This is a genomic window from Burkholderia sp. BCC1998 (assembly GCF_905339875.1).
Taxonomy (GTDB): Bacteria; Pseudomonadota; Gammaproteobacteria; order Burkholderiales; family Burkholderiaceae; genus Burkholderia.
In genome coordinates this window covers 43,975-66,637 of the sequence record NZ_CAJPHE010000002.1, presented here as the reverse complement: position 1 = coordinate 66,637, position 22,663 = coordinate 43,975, and the positions used below count along the sequence as shown (strand labels likewise).

The following is a 22,663-nucleotide window of genomic DNA, read 5'->3' as shown; positions in this document are numbered from 1 at the left end:
ACCGCAAGCGCCGCGCCCGCCGCGCAGCGGGCGCCGGCGTTCAGCGCGCCGCCACCGGCTTGCCGAACGCGCCGAGGATCTTCTTCTCGAGCGCGATGTAGTCGTGGCCGAAGTGGTGGTCGCCGCCCGTCTTGATCACGTCGGCACCGCTATTCGCGAGCGCCGGACACATCGTGTCCTTCTCTTCCGCGCCGTAGAAGCATTGCACGAGCTGCGGCGGCACCTTCGCGATTTCCGGCGCGACCTTCATCGCCTTGTCGCTCGCCGGCATCCCGAGCCAGCCCGTCACGCGGATCTGGAAATCCGCCGCCGGCGCGAAGCCGAGCAGCGACATCACCGCCACCTTGTCACGCAGGTCGGCCGGCAGCCGGTTGTACGCGAACGGCATCACGTCCGCGCCGAATGAGTAGCCGACCAGCGCCACGCGGTTCGCATGCCAGCGCGCCATGTAGGTGCGCATCACGCGCGCCAGGTCGCGGCTCACCTGTGCAGGCGGCTTCTCGCTCCAGAAGTAGCGCAGGCTGTCGATGCCGACCACCGCCACGCCGTCGCGCTGCAGCGCCTCGGCGATCGTCTTGTCGAGATCGCGCCAGCCGCCGTCGCCCGAGATCACGATCGCGAGGCGGTCGCTGCCGCCCTTGGCCGGCAGCTCGACGAGCGGCAGGTCCGACACGTCGAGCTCGTCGGTGCTGCTGGTGTCGTGCAGGTGCGACGTGACGAGCGACACGAGCGTCGCGGTGTCGCCGGCCGCGGCCGTTTCGACGAAACCCGGCATCGCGCGGCGCACGATCGTCGGATCGGGCGGGCACGGCTTGAAGCGCGCATCGAGCTTCGCCGCCGGCGCGACCGACGCGACACCGGCGATCGTGTTTTCCGGCGCCATCGACAGGATCTGCTTCGCGATCGCGCCGCCCTGGCCCACGCCCGCGACGATCGGCGTGTAGTAACGCGCCGATTGCGCGAGGCGTTCGAGCTGGTGGCTGACCGCTTCGGCGTCGCCGTCGAGGTGGTGACAGGTTTCCTGCTTCGCGGCGAGGTTCGCCGCATAGCGCTCCGAATCCACCCCGACCGTCATCGCGCCCGCTTTCGCGAGGGCGTCGGCCGCCTGCTGGTCGGCGGCGCCCCAACCCCGCCCGCGCGAGAACAGCACGACGAAGCCACGCAGCGGGCCGCCCGGCTTCGTCACGGTCACGGGGCCGTAGCGGCCGCCCGACACGGTTTCCGGTTGCGCCGCGGCCTGCGCCGCGAACGCCGCGCCGGCCAGCATCATTCCCGCGCAGGCGGCTGCCGCCCGCGCGATACCCTTCTTCAACATCATGAACGCCGACCTCCAGCCAGCAGGGACAGATCCGCGAGCGTGACGAACACGCCGACCGAGCCCGAGGCCGCGAGATAGCGCGGCTCCCAGTGCGGCTCGAACTTGCTCTTGAATGCACGCAAGCCGCGGAAGTTGTAGAAGCGGCCGCCGAAGCGCCAGACCATCAGCCCGAACCGGTGCCACGGCGACGGCATCTTCGCCGCCCCCATCCCCGAGAACGGCGCGATGCCCAGGCTCAGCTTGCGGAAGCCCGCTTCCTTCAGATGCAGCGCGAGCTGCGTAAACAGATACTCCATCGCATACGGCGACGCGTCCGGCAGATGACGCATCACGCCAACCGTCGCCTCGGTGTTGAGGTCGGTCGTCATGAACGTGACGAACGCGATCGGCTTGTCGGCCTGGCGCACCAGCATCACCGACTGCGTCGCGAGATAGCCGTCGTGGAACGCGGCCACCGAGAAGCTCTTCTCGCGCGCGTCGCGGCTGTCGAGCCAGCCGTCGGAGATGTCGCGCAGCGACGGCAGCGCGGCCGGCACGTCGCGCGGCGCGATCACCTCGACCGTCAGCGCGTCCTTGTCGCCGCGGCGCAGCGCATAGCGCAGGTGCGACCGGTTCGAACCCTTCAGGTCGAAGCGGTCGAGCGCGATGTGCGCTTCCTCGCCGAGCTTCATCAGCGTGAGCCCTGCGTCGAGATACAGCGGCAGCGCGTTCGCGCGCACCTGGTAGAACGCCGCGCGGCCGCTGTGCGCATGCGCCAGCGCGATGAACTTGCCGATCAGCGCCGGCCATTCCTCGCGCGGGCCGACCGGATCGTGCAGCGCGGCCCACGTGCGGCCGTTCTTCGCATACATCAGGAACGCGCGGCGCGATTCGGAGAACAGGAACGACTTGTCGCCCATCAGCGCGAGGCCCGCATCGCTGCACTCCTGCGCGCGGATGATCTGCTCCGCGTCGATCAGGTCCTGCTCGGCGGGCTTCACGAAACGCCCGGGCGCCGGCCGCAGCAGTTGCCACAGCGCGAACATCGCGACAAACACGCCGGCCGCCAGCGTCGCGCGCAGCGCCCGCGGCGCGCGCTCGTCGAACGCGAAATGCGACCACAGATCGCGCGTGTAAGGCACGTCGCGGAACGCGAAGCACAGCACCCACACGGCGAGCACGAGCACCATCGTCACCGACACGAACCAGCTCACCGTGAAGCGCTCGGCGAGCAGCGACGAATGCCGGTTGAAGCGGCGGCGGCTGACGAGCAGCAGCACCAGCAGCGTGCCGAGCACGCCGGCCTCGACGAACGCGAGGCCCTTGGCCAGCGACAGCGCGAGGCTCGCGAGCGTCAGCGCGAAAGTCATCCACCATGCGCCGTCGAGCCGGCGCAGCAGCCCGCGCGCGACGAACAGCAACGCGACGCCCAGCACGCTGCAGATCACCTGCGAGCCTTCGAGCACCCACAGCGGCACGATGTTGCGCAGGATCGCGATCCGGTGCCAGAACGCGGGCGTCGCGCTCGAGATCACCAGCATCCCGCCGACCGCGAAGGTCACGAGGCTCAGGAACAGCGGCGCCAGCTGCGACACGCGCGCGGCCTGCCGCGTCACGAGCCGGCGGCGCAGCGCGCGGCCCTCGAACCCGGCCAGCAGGCCGGCCGACAGCACGAGCGGCACGCCGAAGTAGATCGCGCGATAGGCGATCAGCGCGGCGACCATCGCGTGCGCCGGCACTTCGCGGCCCAGCGTGAAGACCATCGCGGCCTCGAACACGCCGATCCCGCCCGGCGTATGGCCGATCATCCCCAGCAGCAGCGCGGCCGCGTACACGGTGATGAAGGTCGGCAAGCCGACTGGAGCGGACGGCAACAGCACCCACAGCGTCAGGCCCGCGGCCACGACGTCGAGCACCGCATAGACGACCTGGGCGACGAGGTCGCGCCGCGCCGGCACGTCGAACGCGAGCCATTTGAAGCGCGTGACGACCGGGCGCGCGGCGTTGCCGCACAGCATCGTCATGACGCCCAGCACCACGAGCAGCGCGGCGCCGCTCCACGTCAGCACGCCGGGTGCGACATGCAGCATCGCGGCGAGCGTCTGCGGCACGCAGACCATGCCGACCGCCGTCATCAGCACCAGTGCGAGCGCGAGCGTGCCGCTGGTGAAGACGGTCATCCGGCCGATCTGCGCGGGGGTGACGCCCGACACGCCGTACACGCGCGCGCGCACGGCGCCGCCCGTCAGCGCGCCGAAGCCGGTCGCATTGCCGAGCGCGGAGCCGGCGATCGCGCCGATCCACAGCGCGGCGCGCGGCACTTTCGCGGCGACGTAGCGCAGGCCGACCGCATCGCGGGCGACGAGCGCGAGATAGCTGAGGGCCGTCGCGGCCAGCGACGCGCCCCACTCGCCCGCGGACAGGTGGCGCAGTTGGCGGATCACCGACCGGTAGTCGACGGATTCGGACAGGTGCTGGAACACCACGATCAGCAGCAGGCCGATGCCGAGCGCGAGCAGCGGCGACAGCACGCGCTCATTGCGGATCAGCGTCGCGACACGGGCGATCGCTGCCGCGGCACGGCCGGGCTGGCCAGGGTGGCGGGAAGACATAGAGTGTTCAGTGGTGGTGCGTAGCTTGTCGCGGCGCAGGGTGGCCTCGCGGCGACGAATCTGGTTGTTCTGCGTGGGCGGTCGGCCTGGGACGAAGCCAGGCGGCGCCTGAATCAGAAATTACGAGTATACGGATTTTATATTACAGAATCTTTCGATCCCGTACTGAGCGGTTCGGGCGCGGCGGTCGCATCAACGACGCGTCAAATTCATGCGCAAGGTGCGCATCATACCGGGAACCGCAGGGAATTTTTCATCGAATGAATGACTTGCAACGCTTTTGGGAGAAATTCTCCCGGCCCGGCCGAGCCCGCGAGAGCAAACCCGCGACCGGCGCGGGATTCGGGGAATGGGGACGGATTGCCGTGCCCGTCTTACGGTCCCTTTGTCGCGCCGTCATCGTGCCAGTCGGCGCCGGCCCGCTCCCGCAATATGTCGATGAACGCGCGCAGCTTCGCCGGCACGTGCTTGCGATTCACGTAATAGAGCCACATCGGCGGCAGCGTCCGGCACGCGCCCGGCAGCACCTCGACGAGCGTGCCGTCGCGCAGGTCCGCGTCGATGCGCTCGCGCATGAACGCGAACGCGATGCCGACACCCTCGCGCGCGGCATCGATCACCGCATCCGCGTCGTTCGTCACGAGCACGCCTTCCGGATCGAGATCGACGTCGTGACGCCCGTCGTGCAGCAGCCACTTGTGCAGGCGCCCGCTCTCGGAGAACCGGAACCGGATGCACGCATGGCGCGCCAGCTCGGCGATCGACGCGGGCGTGCCGTGCCGCGCCAGATAGCCGGGCGATGCGACCAGCGCGCAGGTCAGCGCGGGCGCGATCCGCACGCCGATCATGCCGGGCTGCAGCCGGTCGGCAAGACGAATCCCCGCGTCGAAGCCCTCCTTCGCGATATCGACCAGCTCGTTCTCGTAGCGGATTTCGAGCCGGACCTTCGGATAGCGCGCACGGAACGCGGCCAGTATCGGCGCGATCACGAGCGAGCGGGCCAGCGGCAGCGCCGTGACGCGCAGCAGCCCGCCCGGTTCGCTGCGCACCTCCTTCAGCGCGTCGCGCGCCTGCATGACCTGCCGGTACGCGGGCTCTGTCTGCTGCCGGTAATGCTGGCCGGCTTCGGTCAGGCTCACGCCGCGCGTGCTGCGGTTGAACAGCTTCACGTTCAGCTCGCCCTCGAGCTGGCCGATCGCAAGACTGACGGCGGCGGGCGTCAGTCCCAGCGCGGCGGCCGCGCGCGTGAAGTTGCCGGCCGTCGCGACCGTCATGAACACGTGCAGCCCGGCCATCGGATCGCGTCTGCTCATCATTAAAAAAACTTGAAACTCCTTCGAGTGGAATGCGGATTCTCCCATATACCGGAACTGCCTACACTGGCCCTGTCGTCTTCCACCGGAGCATCGAATGGATTCGCACAACAACCCCGCCCTGCCGCTCGCAGCCGTCCGGCAGACGATCGAAGCCGCGCTCGCGCAGGCCGCGTCGCTGCAGGTCGCCGGTGTGTCGATCGCGATCGTCGACGCCGGCGCGAACCTGCTCGCATTCATCCGCACCGACGATTGCTTTCTCGGCGCGATCGACCTCGCGCAACGCAAGGCACTGACGGCGATCCGCTTCCGCGCATCGACCGCCGCGCTCGGCGCGATGTCCGGCGACGGCCCGCTGCGCGGGATCGAGCACAGCCACGGCGGGCTCGTCACGTTCGGCGGCGGCGAGCCGCTCGTCGACGGCGACGGGCGCTGCGTCGGCGCGATCGGCATATCGGGCGGCAGCGTCGAGCAGGACGACGCGATCGCGCGACATTGTCGCGATCGCTTTCACGCAACCTTTCCCACCTCGAGGTAAGCACATGGCTCAGAAACGCATCCTCATCACCGGCGCGGGCAGCGGCTTCGGCCGCGAAGTCGCGCTGCAGCTCGCACAACACGGTCACGCGGTCACGGCCGGCGTCCGCACGACCGCCGAAATCGACGCGCTGACGGACGCCGCCGCGCAGCGCGGCACCGCACTGCGCGCGGTGAAACTCGACGTGACGTCGGCCTACGACCGCGCCCGCGCGGCCGAATTCGAAGTCGACGTGCTCGTGAACAACGCGGGCGTCGGCGAAGCCGGCGCTCTGGTCGACCTGCCGGTCGAGATCGTGCGCGAGCTGTTCGACGTCAACCTGTTCGGGCCGCTCGAACTCACGCAGCAGATCGCCCGCGGCATGCTCGCGCGCGGGCACGGCAAGATCGTGTTCGTGTCGTCGATCGCGGGGTTGATCACGGGGCCGTTCACGGGCGCCTATTGCGCGTCGAAGCACGCGGTCGAATCGGTCGCCGAGGCGATGCACGCGGAACTGGCGCCGCACGGCATCCGTGTCGCGGTCGTGAACCCGGGCCCGTACAGCACCGGCTTCAACGATCGCATGATGGAAACGCCACGGCGCTGGCGCGATCCGGCCGTCCACACGGTGACGCCCGAGCGGCTGACCTTCCCGCTCGAGCAGCACGATCCGGAGGAAATGATCGCGAAGATGGTCGACGTGATCGAAAACGACGGCGGCGCATTCCGCAACCTGCTGCCGCAGTCGTCGGAAGCGTTCGTGCGCGCCGAGCAGGCGCGCGCGTGGGACCGGCAGCAGTGACGCAGGCCGGCGGCGGCAGGCGGGTCACGCAGGAAGCCCTGCCCACCGCCCGGCCTGTCGCGTACGACGTTCGTCGTCGATGACCTTCCCGACGGCACGAACCGTCGCGGGTCAACGCGTCGCCGAAGCCGGGCCCGCAACCGGGCGGGCCGCGTCGCGCCGCGCCGCCTGCGCTCAGTACACGTCCCGCATGTAGCGCCGCGCCTTCGAGAGCTTCGCGACGTAGTCGTTCGCGGCTTCGTCCGACATCCCGCCGTGCTCGGCGACGACCGCCTTCAGCGCGGTATCGACGTCCTTGGCCATCCGCGCGGCGTCGCCGCACACGTAGAAGTGCGCGCCCTCCTCCAGCCACTTGTACAGCTCGGCGCCCTGCTCGCGCATCCGGTCCTGCACGTAGATCTTGTCTGCCTGGTCGCGCGAGAACGCGAGATCGAGCCGCGTCAGGAAGCCGTTGTCGCGCATCGCGCTCAGTTCGTCGCCGTAATAGAAGTCGGTCTGCGCATGCTGCTCGCCGAAGAACAGCCAGTTGCGGCCGCGCGCGCCGCGCGCCTGCCGCTCGTGCAGGAAGCCGCGGAACGGCGCGACGCCGGTGCCGGGCCCGACCATCACGACCGGCACGTCGCCGTTCACCGGCGGCCGGAAATGCGCGGACTTCTGCACGAACACCGGCACGCGGCCGTCGTCCGCGCGATCGGCGAGGAACGTCGACGCGACGCCTTTGCGCGCGCGGCGGCCATTGTGATAACGCACGGCCGACACCGTCAGGTGAATCTCGCCCGGGTGCGCGCTCGGGCTCGACGCGATCGAATACAGGCGCGGCTGCAGCCGCTTCAGCATCCCGACCAGCTCCGTGCCCGACAGCTCGACCGGGAACTCGTGCAGCACGTCCGCGAGCTGTTGCCCCCACAACCATTGCTTCAGGTCGGCCTTGCGATCGTCGCCGAGTAGCGCCTTCAGCGCACCGTTCGCGCTGCGCGATGCGATGAACGCGAGCGTGTCGGGGTGCGGGCGCGTGATGTCGAAGTGGCGCGCCAGCGCATCGCCGAGCCGCACGTCGCCGACGCCCGCGACCGACACGGGCGCATCGGCCTTCAGCGCGGTGACCGACAACAGCTCGTCGACCAGTTCCGGGCAGTTGGTCGGCCACACGCCGAGCGCGTCGCCGGTTTCGTATTCGAGGTTCGCGCCTTCGGTCGACAGCGACACGTAGCGCGTGTCCTTCGCGGCGCCCGGCCGGTTGAGCCGCAGGTTCGCGACGAGCTTCGACGGCGCCGGATGCGCCTTGGTCGGCAGCAGCCCCGACGCGCTCATCCCGGCGGTCGGCACCGCATGCAGCGCCGCATCCGCTTCCTTGATCCGGGCGACCACGCGTTCGAGCCACTGGTCGGCATCGCGCTGGAACTCGACGTCGCAATCGACGCGCGCGCACAGGCGCGCCGCGCCGAGTTCCGCGAGCCTCGCATCGAGCCGGCGGCCGTGCCCGCAGAACTGGTCGTAGTTGCGATCGCCGAACGCTAGCACCGCGAAGTGCACGCCGTCGAGGCGCGCGGCGCTGCCGGCCTGCAGCGCGTCCCAGAACTCGCTGCCGTTGTCGGGCGCGTCGCCGTCGCCGAACGTGCTCGTCATCAGCAGCACGTATTGCGCGCCGGCCAGCGACGCGACCGGATAGTCGGACATGCACGCGGTGCGGATCTCGAAGCCGGCGTTCATCAGCTGCGTCGCGTAGTCCTCGGTCAGCGATTCGATGTTGCCGGTCTGCGACGCCCACAGCAGCACGACCTTCGGGCGCGTGCGCACGATCCGCACGCCGCCGGGCGCGGCGGCCTCGGCCGGCAGTGCGGGCACAGCGCCTTCCGCGGTGTGGGCCGGCACCGCTCGGCTGAACAACCCCGCCAGCATCCCGTCGAGCCAGAGCCGCACCGGCGGCGTGAGCGGCGCACCGGCCGGCAGCACCGGCACGCCGCCGTCGCGCCGGCTGCCGCTCGCCTTCAGCCCGCTGACGAGGCCGGCCACGTACAGGCGCTCCGCGTCGGTGAGCGGCGGCGGCGCGAGATCGGCCACGCCGAGCGCGGCCGCGAAAGTGTCGAGGTCTGCCATGTCGGATTCCTGTGAAGCCGTGATCTGCACCGCCGCCGGCACGGGCCGCGCGTCGCCGGCGGCGGCATCGGGTCGCGCCGTGTCGTCGGCGGCGGACGCGAACGCGTCCGTGTCGACGCGCGCGAGCGCGACCGCGCAATACTTCAGTTCGGGTTGCTGCGATTCCGGATCGATCGCGTCGTTCGTCACCGCGTTGATGCACAGGTCGTCGCCGTACACGTCGTTCCAGTGCATCGGCGCGAAGCAGTTGCCGCGCTGCACGCGCTCGGTCACGACGGCCGGCAGCACGGCGCGGCCGCGCGCCGAGCGAATCTCGACGCTGTCCTGCGTGGCGATGCCGAGCGCGCTCGCGTCGTCCGGATGCAGTTCGACGAACGGGCGCGGATTGAGCTTGTTCAGCATCGCGACCTTGCCCGTCTTCGTCATCGTGTGCCATTGATGCTGCAGCCGGCCGGTGTTCAGCACGATCGGGAACGTGTCGTCCGGCAGCTCGGCCGGATCGACGTGCGGCCGCGCGAAAAAGCGCGCCTTGCCCGACGGCGTCGGGAACGCGAGGCGCGGCGCAGCGCCGCCGTCGGCTGCCGCGCGCGGCGGCTGGCTCACGCCGTCGTTCAGGTAGCGGATCGGGTGCCGCTCGCGCGCGGCGCCCGGCGCGACCGGCCATTGCACCGGGCCCTCGCGCAGCGCCGCATGGCTCGCGCCGCGCAGGTCGTAGCCGGTCGCCGGATTCGAAAACCGCACGATCTCGTCGAACACGTCGGCCGCCGACGCATAGTCGAACGCATCGCCGAAACCCATCTCGCGCGCGACTTCCGCGACGATGCGCCAGTCCGGCAGCGCGTCGCCGGGCGGTGCAACCGCGGCGCGCATCAGCGTCATGTTGCGTTCGGAGTTGATCATCACGCCGTCGCCCTCGGCCCACAGCGCGCCGGGCAGCAGGATGTCCGCGTAGCGGTTGGTCTCGGTGTCGAGGAATGCGTCCTGCGCGATCACGAGCTCCGCGGCCTGCAGCCCCGCGATCACGTTCTGCCGGTTCGGCACGGTCGCGACCGGATTCGTGCAGACGATCCAGCACGCCTTGATGTCGCCGGCCGCCATCCGTTCGAACAGGTCGACGGTGCCGCGGCCGGCGTCCTGGCGCAGCGTGCCGGCCGGCACGCGCCACAGGTGTTCGACGAAGCGCCGGTCGTCGTCGGACAGCACCGAGCGCTGGCCCGGCAGCCCGGGGCCCATGTAGCCCATCTCGCGCCCGCCCATCGCGTTCGGCTGGCCGGTCAGCGAGAACGGCCCGCTGCCCGGGCGGCAGATCGTGCCCGTCGCGAGATGCAGGTTGCAGATCGCGTTGGTGTTCCACACACCGTGCGTGCTCTGGTTGAGTCCCATCGTCCAGCAGCTCATCCATTCCTGCGCGTCGCCGATCCATTGCGCGGCCGTGCGGATGTCGGCTTCGGCGAGGCCAGTGATCTCGGCGACGCGTTCGGGCGTGTAGTCGGCCAGGAACGCGGGCATCGCGTCCCAGCCTTCGGTGTACGCATCGATGAACGCGGCATCGGTGCGGCCGTTCGCGTGCAGCAGGTGCAGCAATCCGTTGGTCAGCGCGAGATCGGTGCCCGGCCGGATCTGCAGGAACAGGCCGGCCTTGTCGGCGGTGCCGGTGCGGCGCGGATCGACGACGATCAGCTTCGCGCCGGCCTTCACGCGATCCATCATCCGCAGGAACAGGATCGGGTGGCAGTCGGCCATGTTCGCGCCGATCACGAAGAACAGGTTCGCGCGATCGAAGTCCTGGTACGACCCGGGCGGGCCGTCCGCGCCGAGCGACTGCTTGTAGCCGGTGCCCGCGCTCGCCATGCACAGGCGCGAGTTCGACTCGATGTTGTTGGTGCCGACGAAGCCCTTCGCGAGCTTGTTCACGAGGTATTGCGCCTCGATCGACATCTGCCCCGAAACGTAGAACGACAGCGCGTCGGGCCCGTGCGCGTCGAGCACCGCGCGCAGCCGCCGCGCGGTCTCGGCGATCGCGTCGCGGGCCGGCAGCGGCACGAGGTCGTCCTCGCGCGCGCGCCGCACGAACGCGCGGTCGAGCCGCCCCGAGCGGCGCAGCGCGACATGCGCCGACGAACCCTTCGTGCACAGCCGTCCGAAGTTGGCCGGATGGTCGGAGTCGCCCGATACCTTGACGACTTCGTCATCCTCGACGTGCAGCACCATCCCGCAACCGACGCCGCAGTACGGGCACACGCTCTTGACGGGGGTGGCGCTCATGCGTGCTCCGGGGCGTTCAGGCGGCGATCCACACGAAACCGTCCTCGACCCGCGACGGATACGCGCTCACCGATTTCTCGGGCGCTTCGAGGCATTCGCCGGTCCGCAGGTCGAAATGCTGCTTGTACAGCGGCGACGCGACCACCACGCGCTCGCCGAGGCTGCCGATCAGCCCGCGCGACATCACCGCCGCCTGCGACACCGGGTCGACGTTGTCGATCGCGAACACGCCGCCTTCCTCGGCATGCGCGACGTGAAACACGGCGACCTGCTCGCCGTTGACGAGCGCGCACACGCCGGTGTTCGGCACGATGTCGTCGAGCGGGCACACGCGGGTCCAGGACAGGGGATGACGATCGTTCATGATGGGCTCCTTGGAAAAGACGCTGGTGTCGGTCGAAGTCACACGGTTGCAGGTTCGGCGACGACGGGAATCGCGACGGGCTTGCCGCCCGCGCGCTCGGCGAGCGTGGCAGGCCGGATCTGGCCGCGCGTCTCGACGAATGCGATGGTCGTGTCCGGCGCGTCGCTGTTCACGAAGTGGCGGAAGCGCTTGCGCGTGTCCGGATCGGTGACGGCCTTCTTCCATTCGCATTCGTAGGTGTCGACCACGTGCTGCATGTCGGCTTCGAGTTCGGCCGCGATCCCGAGCGTGTCGCGCACGACGACGTCGGCCAGGTAGTCGAGCCCGCCTTCGAGGTTGTCGCGCCACACGCTGGTGCGCTGCAGCCGGTCGGCGGTGCGCACGTAGAACATCAGGAAGCGGTCGATGTAGCGGATCAGCGTGGCGCGGTCGAGGTCGGACGCGAGCAGCTCCGCGTGGCGCGGCTTCATCCCGCCGTTGCCGCACACGTACAGGTTCCAGCCCTTCTCGGTCGCGATGATCCCGACGTCCTTGCCTTGCGCTTCCGCGCACTCGCGCGTGCAGCCCGACACGCCGAACTTGATCTTGTGCGGTGCGCGCAGGCCCTTGTAGCGGTTCTCGAGGTCGATCGCGAGGCCGACCGAATCGTCGACGCCGTAGCGGCACCACGTCGAGCCGACGCACGACTTCACGGTACGAAGCGCCTTGCCGTACGCATGCCCCGATTCGAAGCCGGCCGCGATCAGTTCCTCCCAGATCGACGGCAGCTGCTCGACGCGCGCGCCGAACAGGTCGACGCGCTGGCCGCCGGTGATCTTCGTGTAGAGCCCGTACTTCTTCGCGACCTGGCCCACCGCGATCAGCCCTTCCGGCGTCACCTCGCCGCCCGGCATGCGCGGCACGACCGAGTACGTGCCGTCGCGCTGGATGTTCGCGAGATAGTAGTCGTTTGAATCCTGCAGCCCCGCATGCTCCTTCTTCAGCACGAACTCGTTGAAGCACGACGCGAGGATGCCCGCCACCGCCGGCTTGCACACGTCGCAGCCGAGCCCGTGGCCGTGCTTCGCGAGCAGTGTGTCGAAGGTCGTGATGCGCTCGACGCGGATCAGGTGGAACAACTCCTGGCGCGAATACGGGAAGTGCTCGCACAGATGGTTGTTGACCGCGAGGCCCTGCTTCTTCATCTCGGCCTTCATGATCTGCGTGACGAGCGGCACGCAGCCGCCGCACGACGTGCCCGCGCCCGTGCACGACTTCAGTGCGCCCAGGCTCGTCGCGCCGTCGGCCACCGCCGCGCAGATCTGCGACTTCGACACGTTGTTGCACGAGCAGATCTGCGCGCCTTCCGGCAATGCGTCGACGCCGAGCGCGGGCTTCGCCGCGCCGTCCGACGACGGCAGGATCAGGAATTCCGGCGACTCGGGCAGTTCGATGCGGTTCAGCATCATCTGCAGCAGCGTGCCGTATTCGGCCGCGTCGCCGACCATCACCGCGCCGTGCAGGAACTTGCCGCAGTCCGACACCACCAGCTTCTTGTAGACCTGGCGGCGCTCGTCCGCGTACTGGTAGGTGCGGCTGCCGGCCGTCGCGCCGTGCGCGTCGCCGATGCTCGCGACGTCGACGCCCATCAGCTTCAGCTTGGTGCTCATGTCGGCACCGGCGAATGCGGCGTCGGCCGCTTCTTCCGGGGCGCCGCCGAGCTGCTTCGCGACCACGCGCGCCATGTCGTAGCCCGGTGCGACGAGCCCGTACACCATCCCGTTCCAGGCCGCGCATTCGCCGATCGCGTAGATGTCGGCGTCGCTCGTGCGGCACGTGTCGTCGATCGCGACGCCGCCGCGCGGGCCGATTTCGAGGCCGCAGGCTCGCGCCAGTTCGTCGCGCGCACGAATGCCGGCCGAGAACACGATCATGTCGGCATCGAGATGCGAACCGTCGGCAAACGCCATCCGGTGCGTGCCTTCTTCGCCGTCGACGATTTCGAGCGTGTTCTTGCCCGTATGCACGGTCACGCCGAGCGCCTCGATCTTCGCGCGCAGCATCCGGCCGCCGCCGTCGTCGACCTGCACCGCCATCAGCCGCGGCGCGAATTCGACGACGTGCGTGTCGAGCCCCATGTCGCGCAGCGCCTTCGCGCATTCGAGGCCGAGCAGCCCGCCGCCGATCACCACGCCGCGCTTCGCGTGCGTGCCGCACGCCTGCATCGCTTCGAGATCCTCGATCGTCCGGTACACGAAGCAGCCCGCGCGATCGCGGCCCGGCACCGGCGGCACGAACGGACGCGAGCCCGTCGCGAGCACCAGCTTGTCGTATGCGAGCGTTTCGCCGGACGCGAGCGTGACCGTGTGCGCGTCGCGATCGATCGACGCGACGCACGCGTTCAGGCGCAGGTCGAACTGCGGATGCCGTTCGAAGAAACCGGGTTCGACGAGCGACAGGTCGTCGGCCGACTTGCCCGCGAAGAATTCCGACAGGTGCACGCGGTCGTACGCCGGGCGCGGTTCCTCGCCGAGCACCGTGACCTGCAGCGCGCCCGCCGCGCCGGCTTGCGCGGCGACGCATTCGAGGAGCTTGTGGCCGACCATCCCGTGGCCGATGACGATGAGTTTCATGATGACGTTTCCTTCGGTCGATCAGTTCGCGGCGCCGGCGGCGGCGAGCGCGCGGTCGCGCAGCTCGGCCTCGCGTGCCTTGTGTTCCTCGCTGAAGCGCACGGCCATCGCGCACAGCGCGGTCGCGGTGACGGCGAGCCCGAGCAGGCTCAGCGTGTGCTGCACGTCGCCGACGCCCTTCAGCAGGAACGCCGCGGCCACCGCGCCGACGTTGCCGCCCGCGCCGACGATCCCGGCGACGCCGCCGAGCGCCTTGCGGTCGATGAACGGCACCAGCGCATAGGTCGCGCCGCAGGCCATGTGCGTGAAGAGGCCGAAGGTCAGCATCGCGACGAGCGCCATGCCGATGCCCTGCGCATGCGAGAACCAGACCAGCCCGAGCCCTTCGCCGACGATCAGCGCGCACAGCAGCGTCGCGCGCACGTCGAGGCTGCGGCGCGCGGCGATCTTGTCCGACAGCCAGCCGCCGAGCGCGCGGGCGAACAGCGCGAGCAGCCCGAACGTCCCGGCCGCGAGGCCCGCGTCCTTCAGCGACAGCTTGAAGTGATCGACGTAGTACAGCGCGGCGATGTTGTGGATGAACACCTCGACGCCGAAGCACGCGCCGTACGTGACGAACAGCATCCACACGCGATAGTTGCCGCACGCGGCGAAGAAGCTCGCCCAGCCGCCCTTCTTGCCGCTGTCGACCGTCACGCCCTGCTTGCGCAGCGCGACGAAGTCGCCTTGCGGGCAGTCCTGCGTGAAGCGCCAGTACGCCCAGGCCATCGCGAGCATCGCGACGCCCGGCACGACGAGCGCGATGCGCCACGACGCGTCATCGCCGAAGCCGAGCATCAGGCCGGCCGCGACCAGCAGCGGCATCATCGCCTGCGTCGCGCCCGCGCCCGCGTTGCCCCAGCCGGCGGTGGTCGCGTTCGCGGTGCCGACCACGTTCGGCGCGAACATCACCGACGTGTGGTACTGCGTGATCACGAAGCCCGCGCCGATCGCGCCGATGCCGAGCCGGCAGATCAGGAACGTCACATAGTCGTGCGAGAACGACACCGCGAACACCGGAATCGCGCCGAGCGCGAGCAGCCCGACATAGATGCGGCGCGGGCCGAAGCGGTCGCACATCGGGCCGACCAGCAGCCGCACGGCGATCGTCGCGGCCACCGCGGCGATGTTGATGTTCGCGACCTGTGCCGCGGTGAGGTGGAACTCGCGCGCAATCAGCGGCATCAGCGGCGCGCATGCGAACCACGCGAAGAAGCAAACGAAGAACGCCATCCACGTCATGTGGAACGCGCGCATCGGCGCGGTGCGGAAGCTGAAGAGATCGATACGGGTAGCTTTGTCGGTCATGTCATCCGCCAAACGAAAAACGGCGTCCTGCACACCCGGTCTCGTCGAGACCCGATGTGTAGGACGCCGTTGCCCATGAAGCCCGTTGCCGGGCGCGTCGGTAATCGGTACTGCGGACGAATCGTCGTTGATCCGCCCGTGCCAGCTTACGCAAACGCCGTGCCATATCCGTCCGAATCGCAGTTGCAGCCCCGCCGCACAAGGCTCGCCGGCCGTTGCACGCGTCGCTGCACGACGCCGCGCATGATGCGTCGGGATGCAGCGAGGCACAGATACGGTGCGCTGCAGCACTGTCGCCGTGCGACATCGCGGTGCGCGTGGACGGGGCCGCGATGCACGCCGATGCGGCATCGCGTGCGCCGCGGCCCCGCGGTCGCATGCGGGCCGGCGTCCGTCGTGGCGGTCGCGCCGTGTGTATCGCCGCGCTTATTGCCGCACTTGTCGCCACGTCTGTAGCCGCGCTCGCCGCCCGGTTCGATCAGGTTGGCCCGGATATTGCTGAATCCGGACCACACCGGCAACGGCGCCGGTGGGCAGTCCCCGCAAGTCGGGCCCGCCGTCGCAGGCGGGCGCAACAGATCAGGACAACGACGTCCCCCCGTGCCCGGCACGGCCGGATGTCGCGATCGCGTCGACCGCCCGCCGCCGCCGCAAGCAACAATGCGTTATCGATCGCCGCACGCACGCGGCACTGGAACACGACATGACGACTGGAAAAGTCACGCTGCTGGGCGCCGGGCCCGGCGATCCCGATCTCCTCACCCTGAAGGCCGTGAAGGCGCTGGCGGCCGCCGACGTGCTGCTGCTCGACGATCTCGTCGCGCCCGGCATCGTCGAACTCGCGCCGCACGCGCGCGTGATCCGCGTCGGCAAGCGCGGCGGCTGCCGCTCCACGCCACAGGCGTTCATCGAGAAACTGATGCGCCGCTACGCGCTGCGCGGCGCGCACGTCGTGCGCGTCAAGGGCGGCGACGCGCTGCTGTTCGGCCGCGCCGGCGAGGAACTCGCGACGCTGCGCGCCGCCGCGATTCCCGTCGACATCGTCAACGGCATCTCGTCGGGCTTCGCGGCCGCCGCGAGCCTCGGCATCTCGCTCACGCACCGCGAGCACTGCCAGGGCGTCACGTTCGTCACCGCACATCGCCAGGACCACGGCGAACCCGACTGGGTGGCGCTCGCGGCGACCGGCACCACGCTCGCGATCTACATGGGCATGAGCCGCGTGGCCAGCATCGCGGCGGGCCTGCTCGCCGCCTTGCCCGCGTCGACGCCGGCCGCCGCCGTGCAGTGGGCCGGCACGCCGCACGAGCGCCGCTGGACCGGCACGCTCGGCGGCCTCGCGCGCGGCGTCGCGGCAGCCGGGCTCGGCAGCCCGGCCGTGATGCTGGTCGGCGCGGCGATCGGCGAAGCCGCCGTGCAGCGCACCGATGTCGCCGGCGAGGCGCTCCTGTCGCGGGCGGCGTAGCATGGGTCACGTCACGCGGCACCGTCCGCACGCCCGTTCCGCTCACCGCGGCCGCGTTCGCGCCGGCTGCCGGGGATGCATGCGCGAGGTTCCGGGTACATCGACTTCCGCCCGCACCCCGCAACCCCCGCTCAACCCTTGTACCGAAGCCGGTCCGTCCCCGTTCGCGTCATGAGTTCGTCCGCCCCGCCCGCACGCCTGCGCGTGCTGCTCGTCACCGACACCGACAAGCCGATCGGCGAACTCGGCGACGCGCTCGCGCGCCTCGGCTACGAGATGCTCAACGACGTCGCGACGCCCGCGCGCCTGCCCGCGGCCGTCGAGGAGCAGCGCCCCGACGTCGTGATCATCGATACCGATTCGCCGTCGCGCGACACGCTCGAGCAACTGGCCGTGATGCACGCGACCGCGCCGCGCCCCGTGCTGATGTTCAGCCACGATGCCGACCAGGCGCTGATTCACGCGGCGGTCGGCGCCGGCGTCAGCGCGTATCTCGTCGAAGGGCTGTCGGCCGAGCGCCTCGCGCCGATCCTCGAAGTCGCGCTCGCGCGCTTCTCGCACGACGATGCGCTGCGCCGCCGGCTCGCCGACGTCGAGCGCGAGCTCGCCGAACGCAAGCTGATCGATCGCGCGAAGCGCCTGCTGATGGATCAGCGCAGGCTGTCCGAGCACGATGCGTATGCGTTGCTGCGCAAGCGCGCGATGGACCAGGGCCTGCGCATCGTCGACGTCGCGCGGCAACTGCTCGATGCGACCCAACCGTCATGAATGCCATGAACCCTTCGCCTCCCGCCGCGCCGGAACGCGCGCATCTTCGTCTCGGGTTCGTCGCGCTGAGCGACGCGGCCCCGCTGATCGTCGCGCAGCAGCTGAATCTCGGCGCGCGCCACGGCCTGACGCTGGAACTGAGCCGCCAGCCGTCCTGGGCCGCCGTGCGCGACAAGCTGCTGAGCGGCGAACTCGACGCCGCGCACGCGCTGTACGGACTCGTGTGCGGGCTGCAGCTCGGCATCGGCGGCCCGCAGGCCGACATGGCCGCGCTGATGGTGCTGAACCGCAACGGCCAGGCGATCACGTTCGCCCGCGGCCTCGCCGACGCCTACCGCGCCAGCGGCGACGTCCGCGCGGCGCTCGCGACGCTCGGACGCAAGCCGCTGCTCGCGCAGACCTTCCCGACCGGCACGCATGCGATGTGGCTGAACCACTGGCTCGCGTCGCACGGCATCGATCCGCTGCGCGACGTGCGCAGCGTCGTGATTCCGCCGCCCGAGATGGTCGCGGCGCTCGCGAGCGGCGAACTCGACGGCTTCTGCGCGGGCGAGCCGTGGCACGCGGTGGCCGAAGCGTGCGGCGCGGGCCGGACCGTCGCCGTCACCAGCGAGATCTGGCCCGATCATCCGGAGAAGGTGCTCGCGGCCCGGCGCGATTTCGTCGCGCTGTATCCGGCCACCGCGCGCGCGCTGATCCGCACGCTCGTCGATGCGTGCGCGTGGCTCGACAGCGCCGCGCACCGTCGCGACGCGGCCGGCTGGCTCGCGTCGCCCGATGCGCTCGGCGTGCCGGCCCGGCTGATCGCACCGCGCCTGCTCGGCGACTACGGCCCCGGGCCGTTCGCCCAGCCGCCGCTGCCGATCCGCTTCCACGACGGCGGCGCCGTGAACCGGCCGGATCCGCAGGAAGGCCGGTGGTTCCTGTTGCAGTACCGCCGCTGGGGCATGCTCGACGGCACGCACGACGACGCGGCCATCGCCGCGGCGATCGCGCAAACGGCGTTGTATGATGCTGCGGTCGCCGAAGGCGGTGCGGCGGACAGGTGATCCCGGCACGGGATGCTGGGGCCCTCGCGCAGCACCATGCCGCGCCCCGCGGAATGCCTGACGCGATGCGCCGATCCGCTCCGGCTCGCCGCGCCGCATGGACGCGTTTGCATCCGCGCCGCCAGTCCGTCCCCGTTCAGAATCGATGCCGAAACGAACGCGCACGCCGCTCGACGTGCTGCTCACCGAAATCCGCGCGTGCCGCGCCTGCGAAGCCGACCTACCGCTCGGCCCGCGCCCCGTCGTGCGCGCCCATCGCGACGCCCGCATCCTGATCGTCGGGCAGGCGCCCGGCGCCCGCGTCCATGCGAGCGGCATCCCGTGGGACGATGCCAGCGGCAAGCGGCTGCGCGACTGGCTCGGTGTCGACGCCGACACGTTCTACGACGAGACCCGCTTCGCGATCGTGCCGATGGGTTTCTGCTACCCCGGCCGCGGCGCGAGCGGCGACAACCCGCCGCGTCCTGAATGTGCGCCACTGTGGATCGACCGGCTGCTCGCCGAATTGCCGTCGATCCGGCTGACGCTGCTGATCGGCCAGTACGCGCAGCGGCATTTCCTGCGCGACACGCGCAAGGCGACGCTGACCGACACCGTGCAGGCGTGGCGCGACTACGGCCCCGACGTGCTGCCGCTGCCGCATCCGTCGCCGCGCAACCAGGCGTGGTTCAAGCACCATCCGTGGTTCGATGCCGAGGTCGTGCCGGAACTGCGCCGACGCGTCGCGCCGCTGATCGCCGGCTGACGGAGCCTGACCGCGCCCCGCTCCCTGTCGCGACGAACCGGAACGACATCGACTTTGTTCGGCCGCCTGATTGCGGTGTCACCGGGCCGGATGGAGCGTGTCCCCGCCCGTCCGGCTTGCGCCGATCGGCCCGCGGATTCCGGCCGCGCCCGGTTCGCTGTACCATCGCGGCTCAACCGCGTCACGAACAGCAGAATCCTTCATGCCCTCCACCGCCCCGCCGCGCCTGTACGGGATGCCCGAACGCAGCGACCGGCTCGATTTCTACATCCGCGACCAGGCGTCGCGCCAGGCGATCACCGAGCCGCACCGGCACGCGTATTTCCAGATCCAGTTCAACCTCGGCGGCGACACCGAGCAGCGGATCGGCGGCGTCACGCGGCCGTTTCCGCGCGGCGCGCTCGCGTTCGTGCTGCCGCACCGCGAGCACCTGATTCCGCATCCGGAAGGCGCGCACTTCATCGTCATCAACTTCAGCCAGGCGTTCCTGCGCGCCGATCTCGACGTCGATCCGCTCGATCTCGAGGATGTCCCCGCGCAGCGCTTTCCGGAGCTGACGCCGTTCCGCTTCCAGGAACATCTCGACTTCATCCTGACCGGCGACGCGTTCGACGAGGCGCGCCGCCTCGCGCTGTGCATGCTCGATGCCGACCGCGTGCGCACCTTCGGCTCGACCACGTTGCTGCGCGGCTACCTGCTGCAGCTGATCGGCCTCGTCTGCACGCAGTACGCGGGCGCGCTCGACAAGCTCGCGCAGCGTGGCGCCCAGCGCGCGGGCCGGCGCGACGCCCTCGCGCGCGTGCTGCGCCACGTGCGCGCGAACCTGACCCGCGAGGACCTGACGCTCGCGGCCACCGCCGAGGCCGCGTTCCTGTCGCCGAACTACCTCGCGCACCTGGTGCGCAAGGAAACCGGCAGCACCTTCACCGATCTCGTGACCGAGCGCCGGATCGCGCTCGCGCAGTCGCTGCTCGCGCATACGAGCCGGCGCATCGCCGACATCGCGCGCTCGGTCGGCTTCCGCGACGAAGGGTATTTCGCGCGGCGCTTCCGTGCGCGGGTCGGCGTGTCGCCGAAGGCGTACCGGGATGCCAATGCCGCGCTGCCGGACGCCGACGCAGCGCCGACGGCCGGCGACGCATAGATTTGTCCGGTTAAAGCGCAGTTGCGTCGCATCCCGGCGCGCACGCGTCGGGTATCGTTCCATGCATGCCGGCCCGCGGCGCATTGCGCGGGCAACGGCATCCGTCTATTCATCGAACGAGGTCATCCGATGTCCGCATACGTCATCGACGCTTCCGAGCGTCCTTCCGTCGAAGTCGAACAGTCGTCCGCGCGCTTTCCGGTGCGCCGCGTGTTCTGCGTCGGCCGCAACTACGCCGACCACGCACGCGAAATGGGCGCCGATCCCGACCGTGAACCGCCGTTCTTCTTCACGAAGCCGGCCGACGCGATCGTCCCGGCCGCCGGCACCGTCCCGTATCCGCCGCTGACTGGCGACCTCCATCATGAAATCGAGCTGGTCGTCGCGATCGGCAAGGACGGCCGGTCGATCGACCCGGCCGATGCGCTGTCGCACGTGTGGGGCTACGGCGTCGGCGTCGACCTCACGCGCCGCGACCTGCAGGCCGAAGCGAAGAAGCTGAGCCGGCCGTGGGACTGGGCGAAGGGCTTCGACGCGTCGGGCCCCGTGACCGCGCTGCGCGCGGCGACCGCGACCGGCCATCCGGCAAGCGGCCGGATCTGGCTCGCGGTCAATGGCGAAACGCGCCAGCAAGGCGATCTCGCCGACATGATCTGGGCCGTGCCGGACGTGATCGCGTACGTGTCGCGCTCGGTCGAGCTGAAGGCCGGCGACCTGATCTTCACCGGCACGCCGGCCGGCGTCGGCGCGCTGCAGCCGGGCGACCGCGTGACGGGTGGCGTCGACGGCGTCGCGACGTTCGAGTTCGTGATGGGGGCGAAGCCGTAAGGCATCGTGCGGGCGCATGCGACGCGCAGTCGGTCCGACGGTTGTCGGGTCGGGTCGTATCGCTCCTTGTCGATCCGGGCAGCGATCGCATCGCGCCGGATCGGCATGCCGATCCTGTCGCGTCGATCACGCGCGCCGTTCGCGGGCGTCGAAGATTCGTACGCACACCGAGGTAGCCAGCGCGATCGTCGTGGACAGCAGCATCACGACCAGCGGCGCACGACCGGCGTTGCCGACAGTCAGCACCGCCCCCGTCAACGACGACAGCGCGGCCCCGCCCGCGATCGTCATCGCGCCGGCCAGCCCCGATGCACTGCCGGCCAGTTCCGGCCGCACCGACATCGCGCCTGCATGTGCGCCCGGATTCGACAGCCCGTTGCCGATGCCGATCAGCACGCACGGCCCGAACCATGCGATCGCGTGCGTCGCACCGCCGAACCACAGCACGAGTGCGATCGCCGGCCCCATGCAAGCGACGATGCGTCCGTACAGGATCGTCGTGGCGAGCGGATAGCGGTGCGCGTAACGCGCGGCCAGAAAGCTGCCGCATACGAAGCCGGCCGTGATCGTCCCCATGTAGAAGCCGATTTCCGCGGGCGAAATGCGGAACACCGTTTGCGCGGCGAGTGGCGCGCCGGCCAGGAACGCGTAGAACGCACCGGTCGAAAACGCCATGCAAAGCGCATAGGCCCAGAAGCGTCGCGCACGCAGCAGCGCGGGATACGCGCGAAGCTGCTGGGCAAGCGTCGTGGCGCGCTTCGTATGGGTCTCCGCGAGATCGAACGCGCACCAGCCGAGCAGCACGATACCCGCCGCACCGAGCAGCCAGAAGCTCGCGCGCCAGCCGACCGTTTGATCGAGCACGCCACCGAGCGTCGGGCCGATCATCGGCGCGAACGCGGCCGCCGTCGCCGCATAGCCGATCCGGCTCGCCGCACGCGCGCCGCCGGCGGTGTCGCGCAGCGTCGCCATCGACACCGGATAGACCGACGTAATCGCCGCCTGCATCAGCCGGCAGGCAAGGAACCCGCGGATATCGGTCGCCATCGCGCAGCCGAGCGACCCGAGCGTGAAGATGCCGAGGCTCGTCAGCATGATCGGCCTCCGCCCGAACCGGTCCGACAGCGGCCCCATCACGAACTCGAGCGACGCGGCAACCGCCGCGTAGCCGCCGAGCGACAGCGCGACGAGCGCATAGTCGGCGCGCAGGTCGCGCGCGATCGCAGGCAGCGACGGCAGGAACAGGCTCAACGGCAGCACCGAGAACGCACACAGCAGGATCAGCGTTGCGTGTCGCGGTGCAGCCGGTTCGGAAGCGATCGGCAGGTTGGGTTGCAAGCGGGTGCCCTCCGCGCACGCGTCGCGTGGACGTGCGCAATGCAAAAGACGTTCTTCGTGGATTTCCGGGGAGGTCGGTTGTCGACCCTGAACGGCCCTT

16 protein-coding genes are annotated in these 22,663 nt (G+C 70.2%); 8 read left to right on the top strand and 8 right to left on the bottom strand.

Going from position 1 to position 22,663, the window contains the following annotated elements:
- Positions 1–40: 40 nt before the first annotated feature.
- From U5A56_RS03590 to U5A56_RS03580, 3 genes are all read right to left on the bottom strand, one after another.
- Complete coding sequence (locus U5A56_RS03590; RefSeq protein WP_044845704.1) at positions 41–1,318, bottom strand: virulence factor family protein; 1,278 nt, start codon at positions 1,316–1,318, stop codon at positions 41–43.
- Positions 1,315–3,909, bottom strand: a complete 2,595-nt coding sequence (mprF, locus tag U5A56_RS03585) for a bifunctional lysylphosphatidylglycerol flippase/synthetase MprF (protein ID WP_321795876.1) — start codon at positions 3,907–3,909, stop codon at positions 1,315–1,317. Before mprF ends, U5A56_RS03590 begins: the two co-directional genes overlap by 4 nt.
- A gap of 374 nt (positions 3,910–4,283) precedes the next feature.
- Positions 4,284–5,222, bottom strand: a complete 939-nt coding sequence (locus tag U5A56_RS03580; RefSeq protein ID WP_321796011.1) for a LysR family transcriptional regulator — start codon at positions 5,220–5,222, stop codon at positions 4,284–4,286.
- A 97-nt stretch (positions 5,223–5,319) separates the two neighbouring features.
- On the opposite strand from U5A56_RS03580, the gene U5A56_RS03575 reads away from it, so the two are divergent.
- Together U5A56_RS03575 and U5A56_RS03570 are read left to right on the top strand one after the other, a co-directional pair.
- A complete protein-coding gene (locus tag U5A56_RS03575) occupies positions 5,320–5,760 on the top strand; it encodes a heme-binding protein (protein ID WP_321795878.1) in 441 nt (146 codons plus the stop codon).
- 4 nt (positions 5,761–5,764) lie between these two features.
- A complete protein-coding gene (locus tag U5A56_RS03570; protein WP_321920943.1) occupies positions 5,765–6,541 on the top strand; it encodes an SDR family oxidoreductase in 777 nt (258 codons plus the stop codon).
- 174 nt (positions 6,542–6,715) lie between these two features.
- On the opposite strand, the gene U5A56_RS03565 is transcribed toward U5A56_RS03570, so the two are convergent.
- From U5A56_RS03565 to U5A56_RS03550, 4 genes are read right to left on the bottom strand one after another with little or no spacing between them, the layout of a single operon-like run.
- Complete coding sequence (locus U5A56_RS03565; protein ID WP_321920942.1) at positions 6,716–10,903, bottom strand: bifunctional nitrate reductase/sulfite reductase flavoprotein subunit alpha; 4,188 nt, start codon at positions 10,901–10,903, stop codon at positions 6,716–6,718.
- Positions 10,904–10,919: 16 nt separating this feature from the next.
- Complete coding sequence (gene nirD, locus U5A56_RS03560; protein ID WP_044843338.1) at positions 10,920–11,267, bottom strand: nitrite reductase small subunit NirD; 348 nt, start codon at positions 11,265–11,267, stop codon at positions 10,920–10,922.
- 38 nt (positions 11,268–11,305) lie between these two features.
- On the bottom strand, positions 11,306–13,879 hold the full coding sequence (nirB, locus tag U5A56_RS03555) for a nitrite reductase large subunit NirB (RefSeq protein ID WP_321920941.1): 2,574 nt from the start codon (positions 13,877–13,879) through the stop codon (positions 11,306–11,308).
- 21 nt (positions 13,880–13,900) lie between these two features.
- Positions 13,901–15,226, bottom strand: coding sequence for an MFS transporter (locus U5A56_RS03550; RefSeq protein ID WP_321920940.1), 1,326 nt, complete (start codon positions 15,224–15,226; stop codon positions 13,901–13,903).
- A gap of 703 nt (positions 15,227–15,929) precedes the next feature.
- On the opposite strand from U5A56_RS03550, the gene cobA reads away from it, so the two are divergent.
- The 6 genes from cobA to U5A56_RS03520 all read left to right on the top strand — a co-directional run bounded on the left by cobA (position 15,930) and on the right by U5A56_RS03520 (position 21,225).
- Positions 15,930–16,691: a uroporphyrinogen-III C-methyltransferase gene (gene cobA / locus U5A56_RS03545; RefSeq protein ID WP_321920939.1), complete on the top strand. Its 762-nt coding sequence runs from the start codon at positions 15,930–15,932 to the stop codon at positions 16,689–16,691.
- Positions 16,692–16,862: 171 nt separating this feature from the next.
- Positions 16,863–17,459 carry an ANTAR domain-containing response regulator gene (locus U5A56_RS03540; protein ID WP_044843334.1) on the top strand — a complete coding sequence of 199 codons (597 nt, stop codon included), beginning with the start codon at positions 16,863–16,865 and terminating at the stop codon, positions 17,457–17,459.
- A 5-nt stretch (positions 17,460–17,464) separates the two neighbouring features.
- Positions 17,465–18,508 carry a CmpA/NrtA family ABC transporter substrate-binding protein gene (locus U5A56_RS03535; protein WP_124522048.1) on the top strand — a complete coding sequence of 348 codons (1,044 nt, stop codon included), beginning with the start codon at positions 17,465–17,467 and terminating at the stop codon, positions 18,506–18,508.
- A 145-nt stretch (positions 18,509–18,653) separates the two neighbouring features.
- Complete coding sequence (locus tag U5A56_RS03530; protein ID WP_044843332.1) at positions 18,654–19,253, top strand: uracil-DNA glycosylase family protein; 600 nt, start codon at positions 18,654–18,656, stop codon at positions 19,251–19,253.
- 202 nt (positions 19,254–19,455) lie between these two features.
- The gene (locus U5A56_RS03525; protein ID WP_044843331.1) at positions 19,456–20,397 is read left to right on the top strand and encodes a helix-turn-helix transcriptional regulator; all 942 of its coding nucleotides are present in this window, start codon (positions 19,456–19,458) and stop codon (positions 20,395–20,397) included.
- Between the two features lie 129 nt (positions 20,398–20,526).
- Entirely contained in the window at positions 20,527–21,225 is a 699-nt protein-coding gene (locus U5A56_RS03520; protein WP_124903870.1) for a fumarylacetoacetate hydrolase family protein, read from the top strand.
- A 126-nt stretch (positions 21,226–21,351) separates the two neighbouring features.
- Here the strand turns inward: U5A56_RS03520 and U5A56_RS03515 are convergent, their stop codons facing one another.
- Positions 21,352–22,563, bottom strand: coding sequence for an MFS transporter (locus U5A56_RS03515; protein WP_321920938.1), 1,212 nt, complete (start codon positions 22,561–22,563; stop codon positions 21,352–21,354).
- Positions 22,564–22,663: the final 100 nt, after the last annotated feature.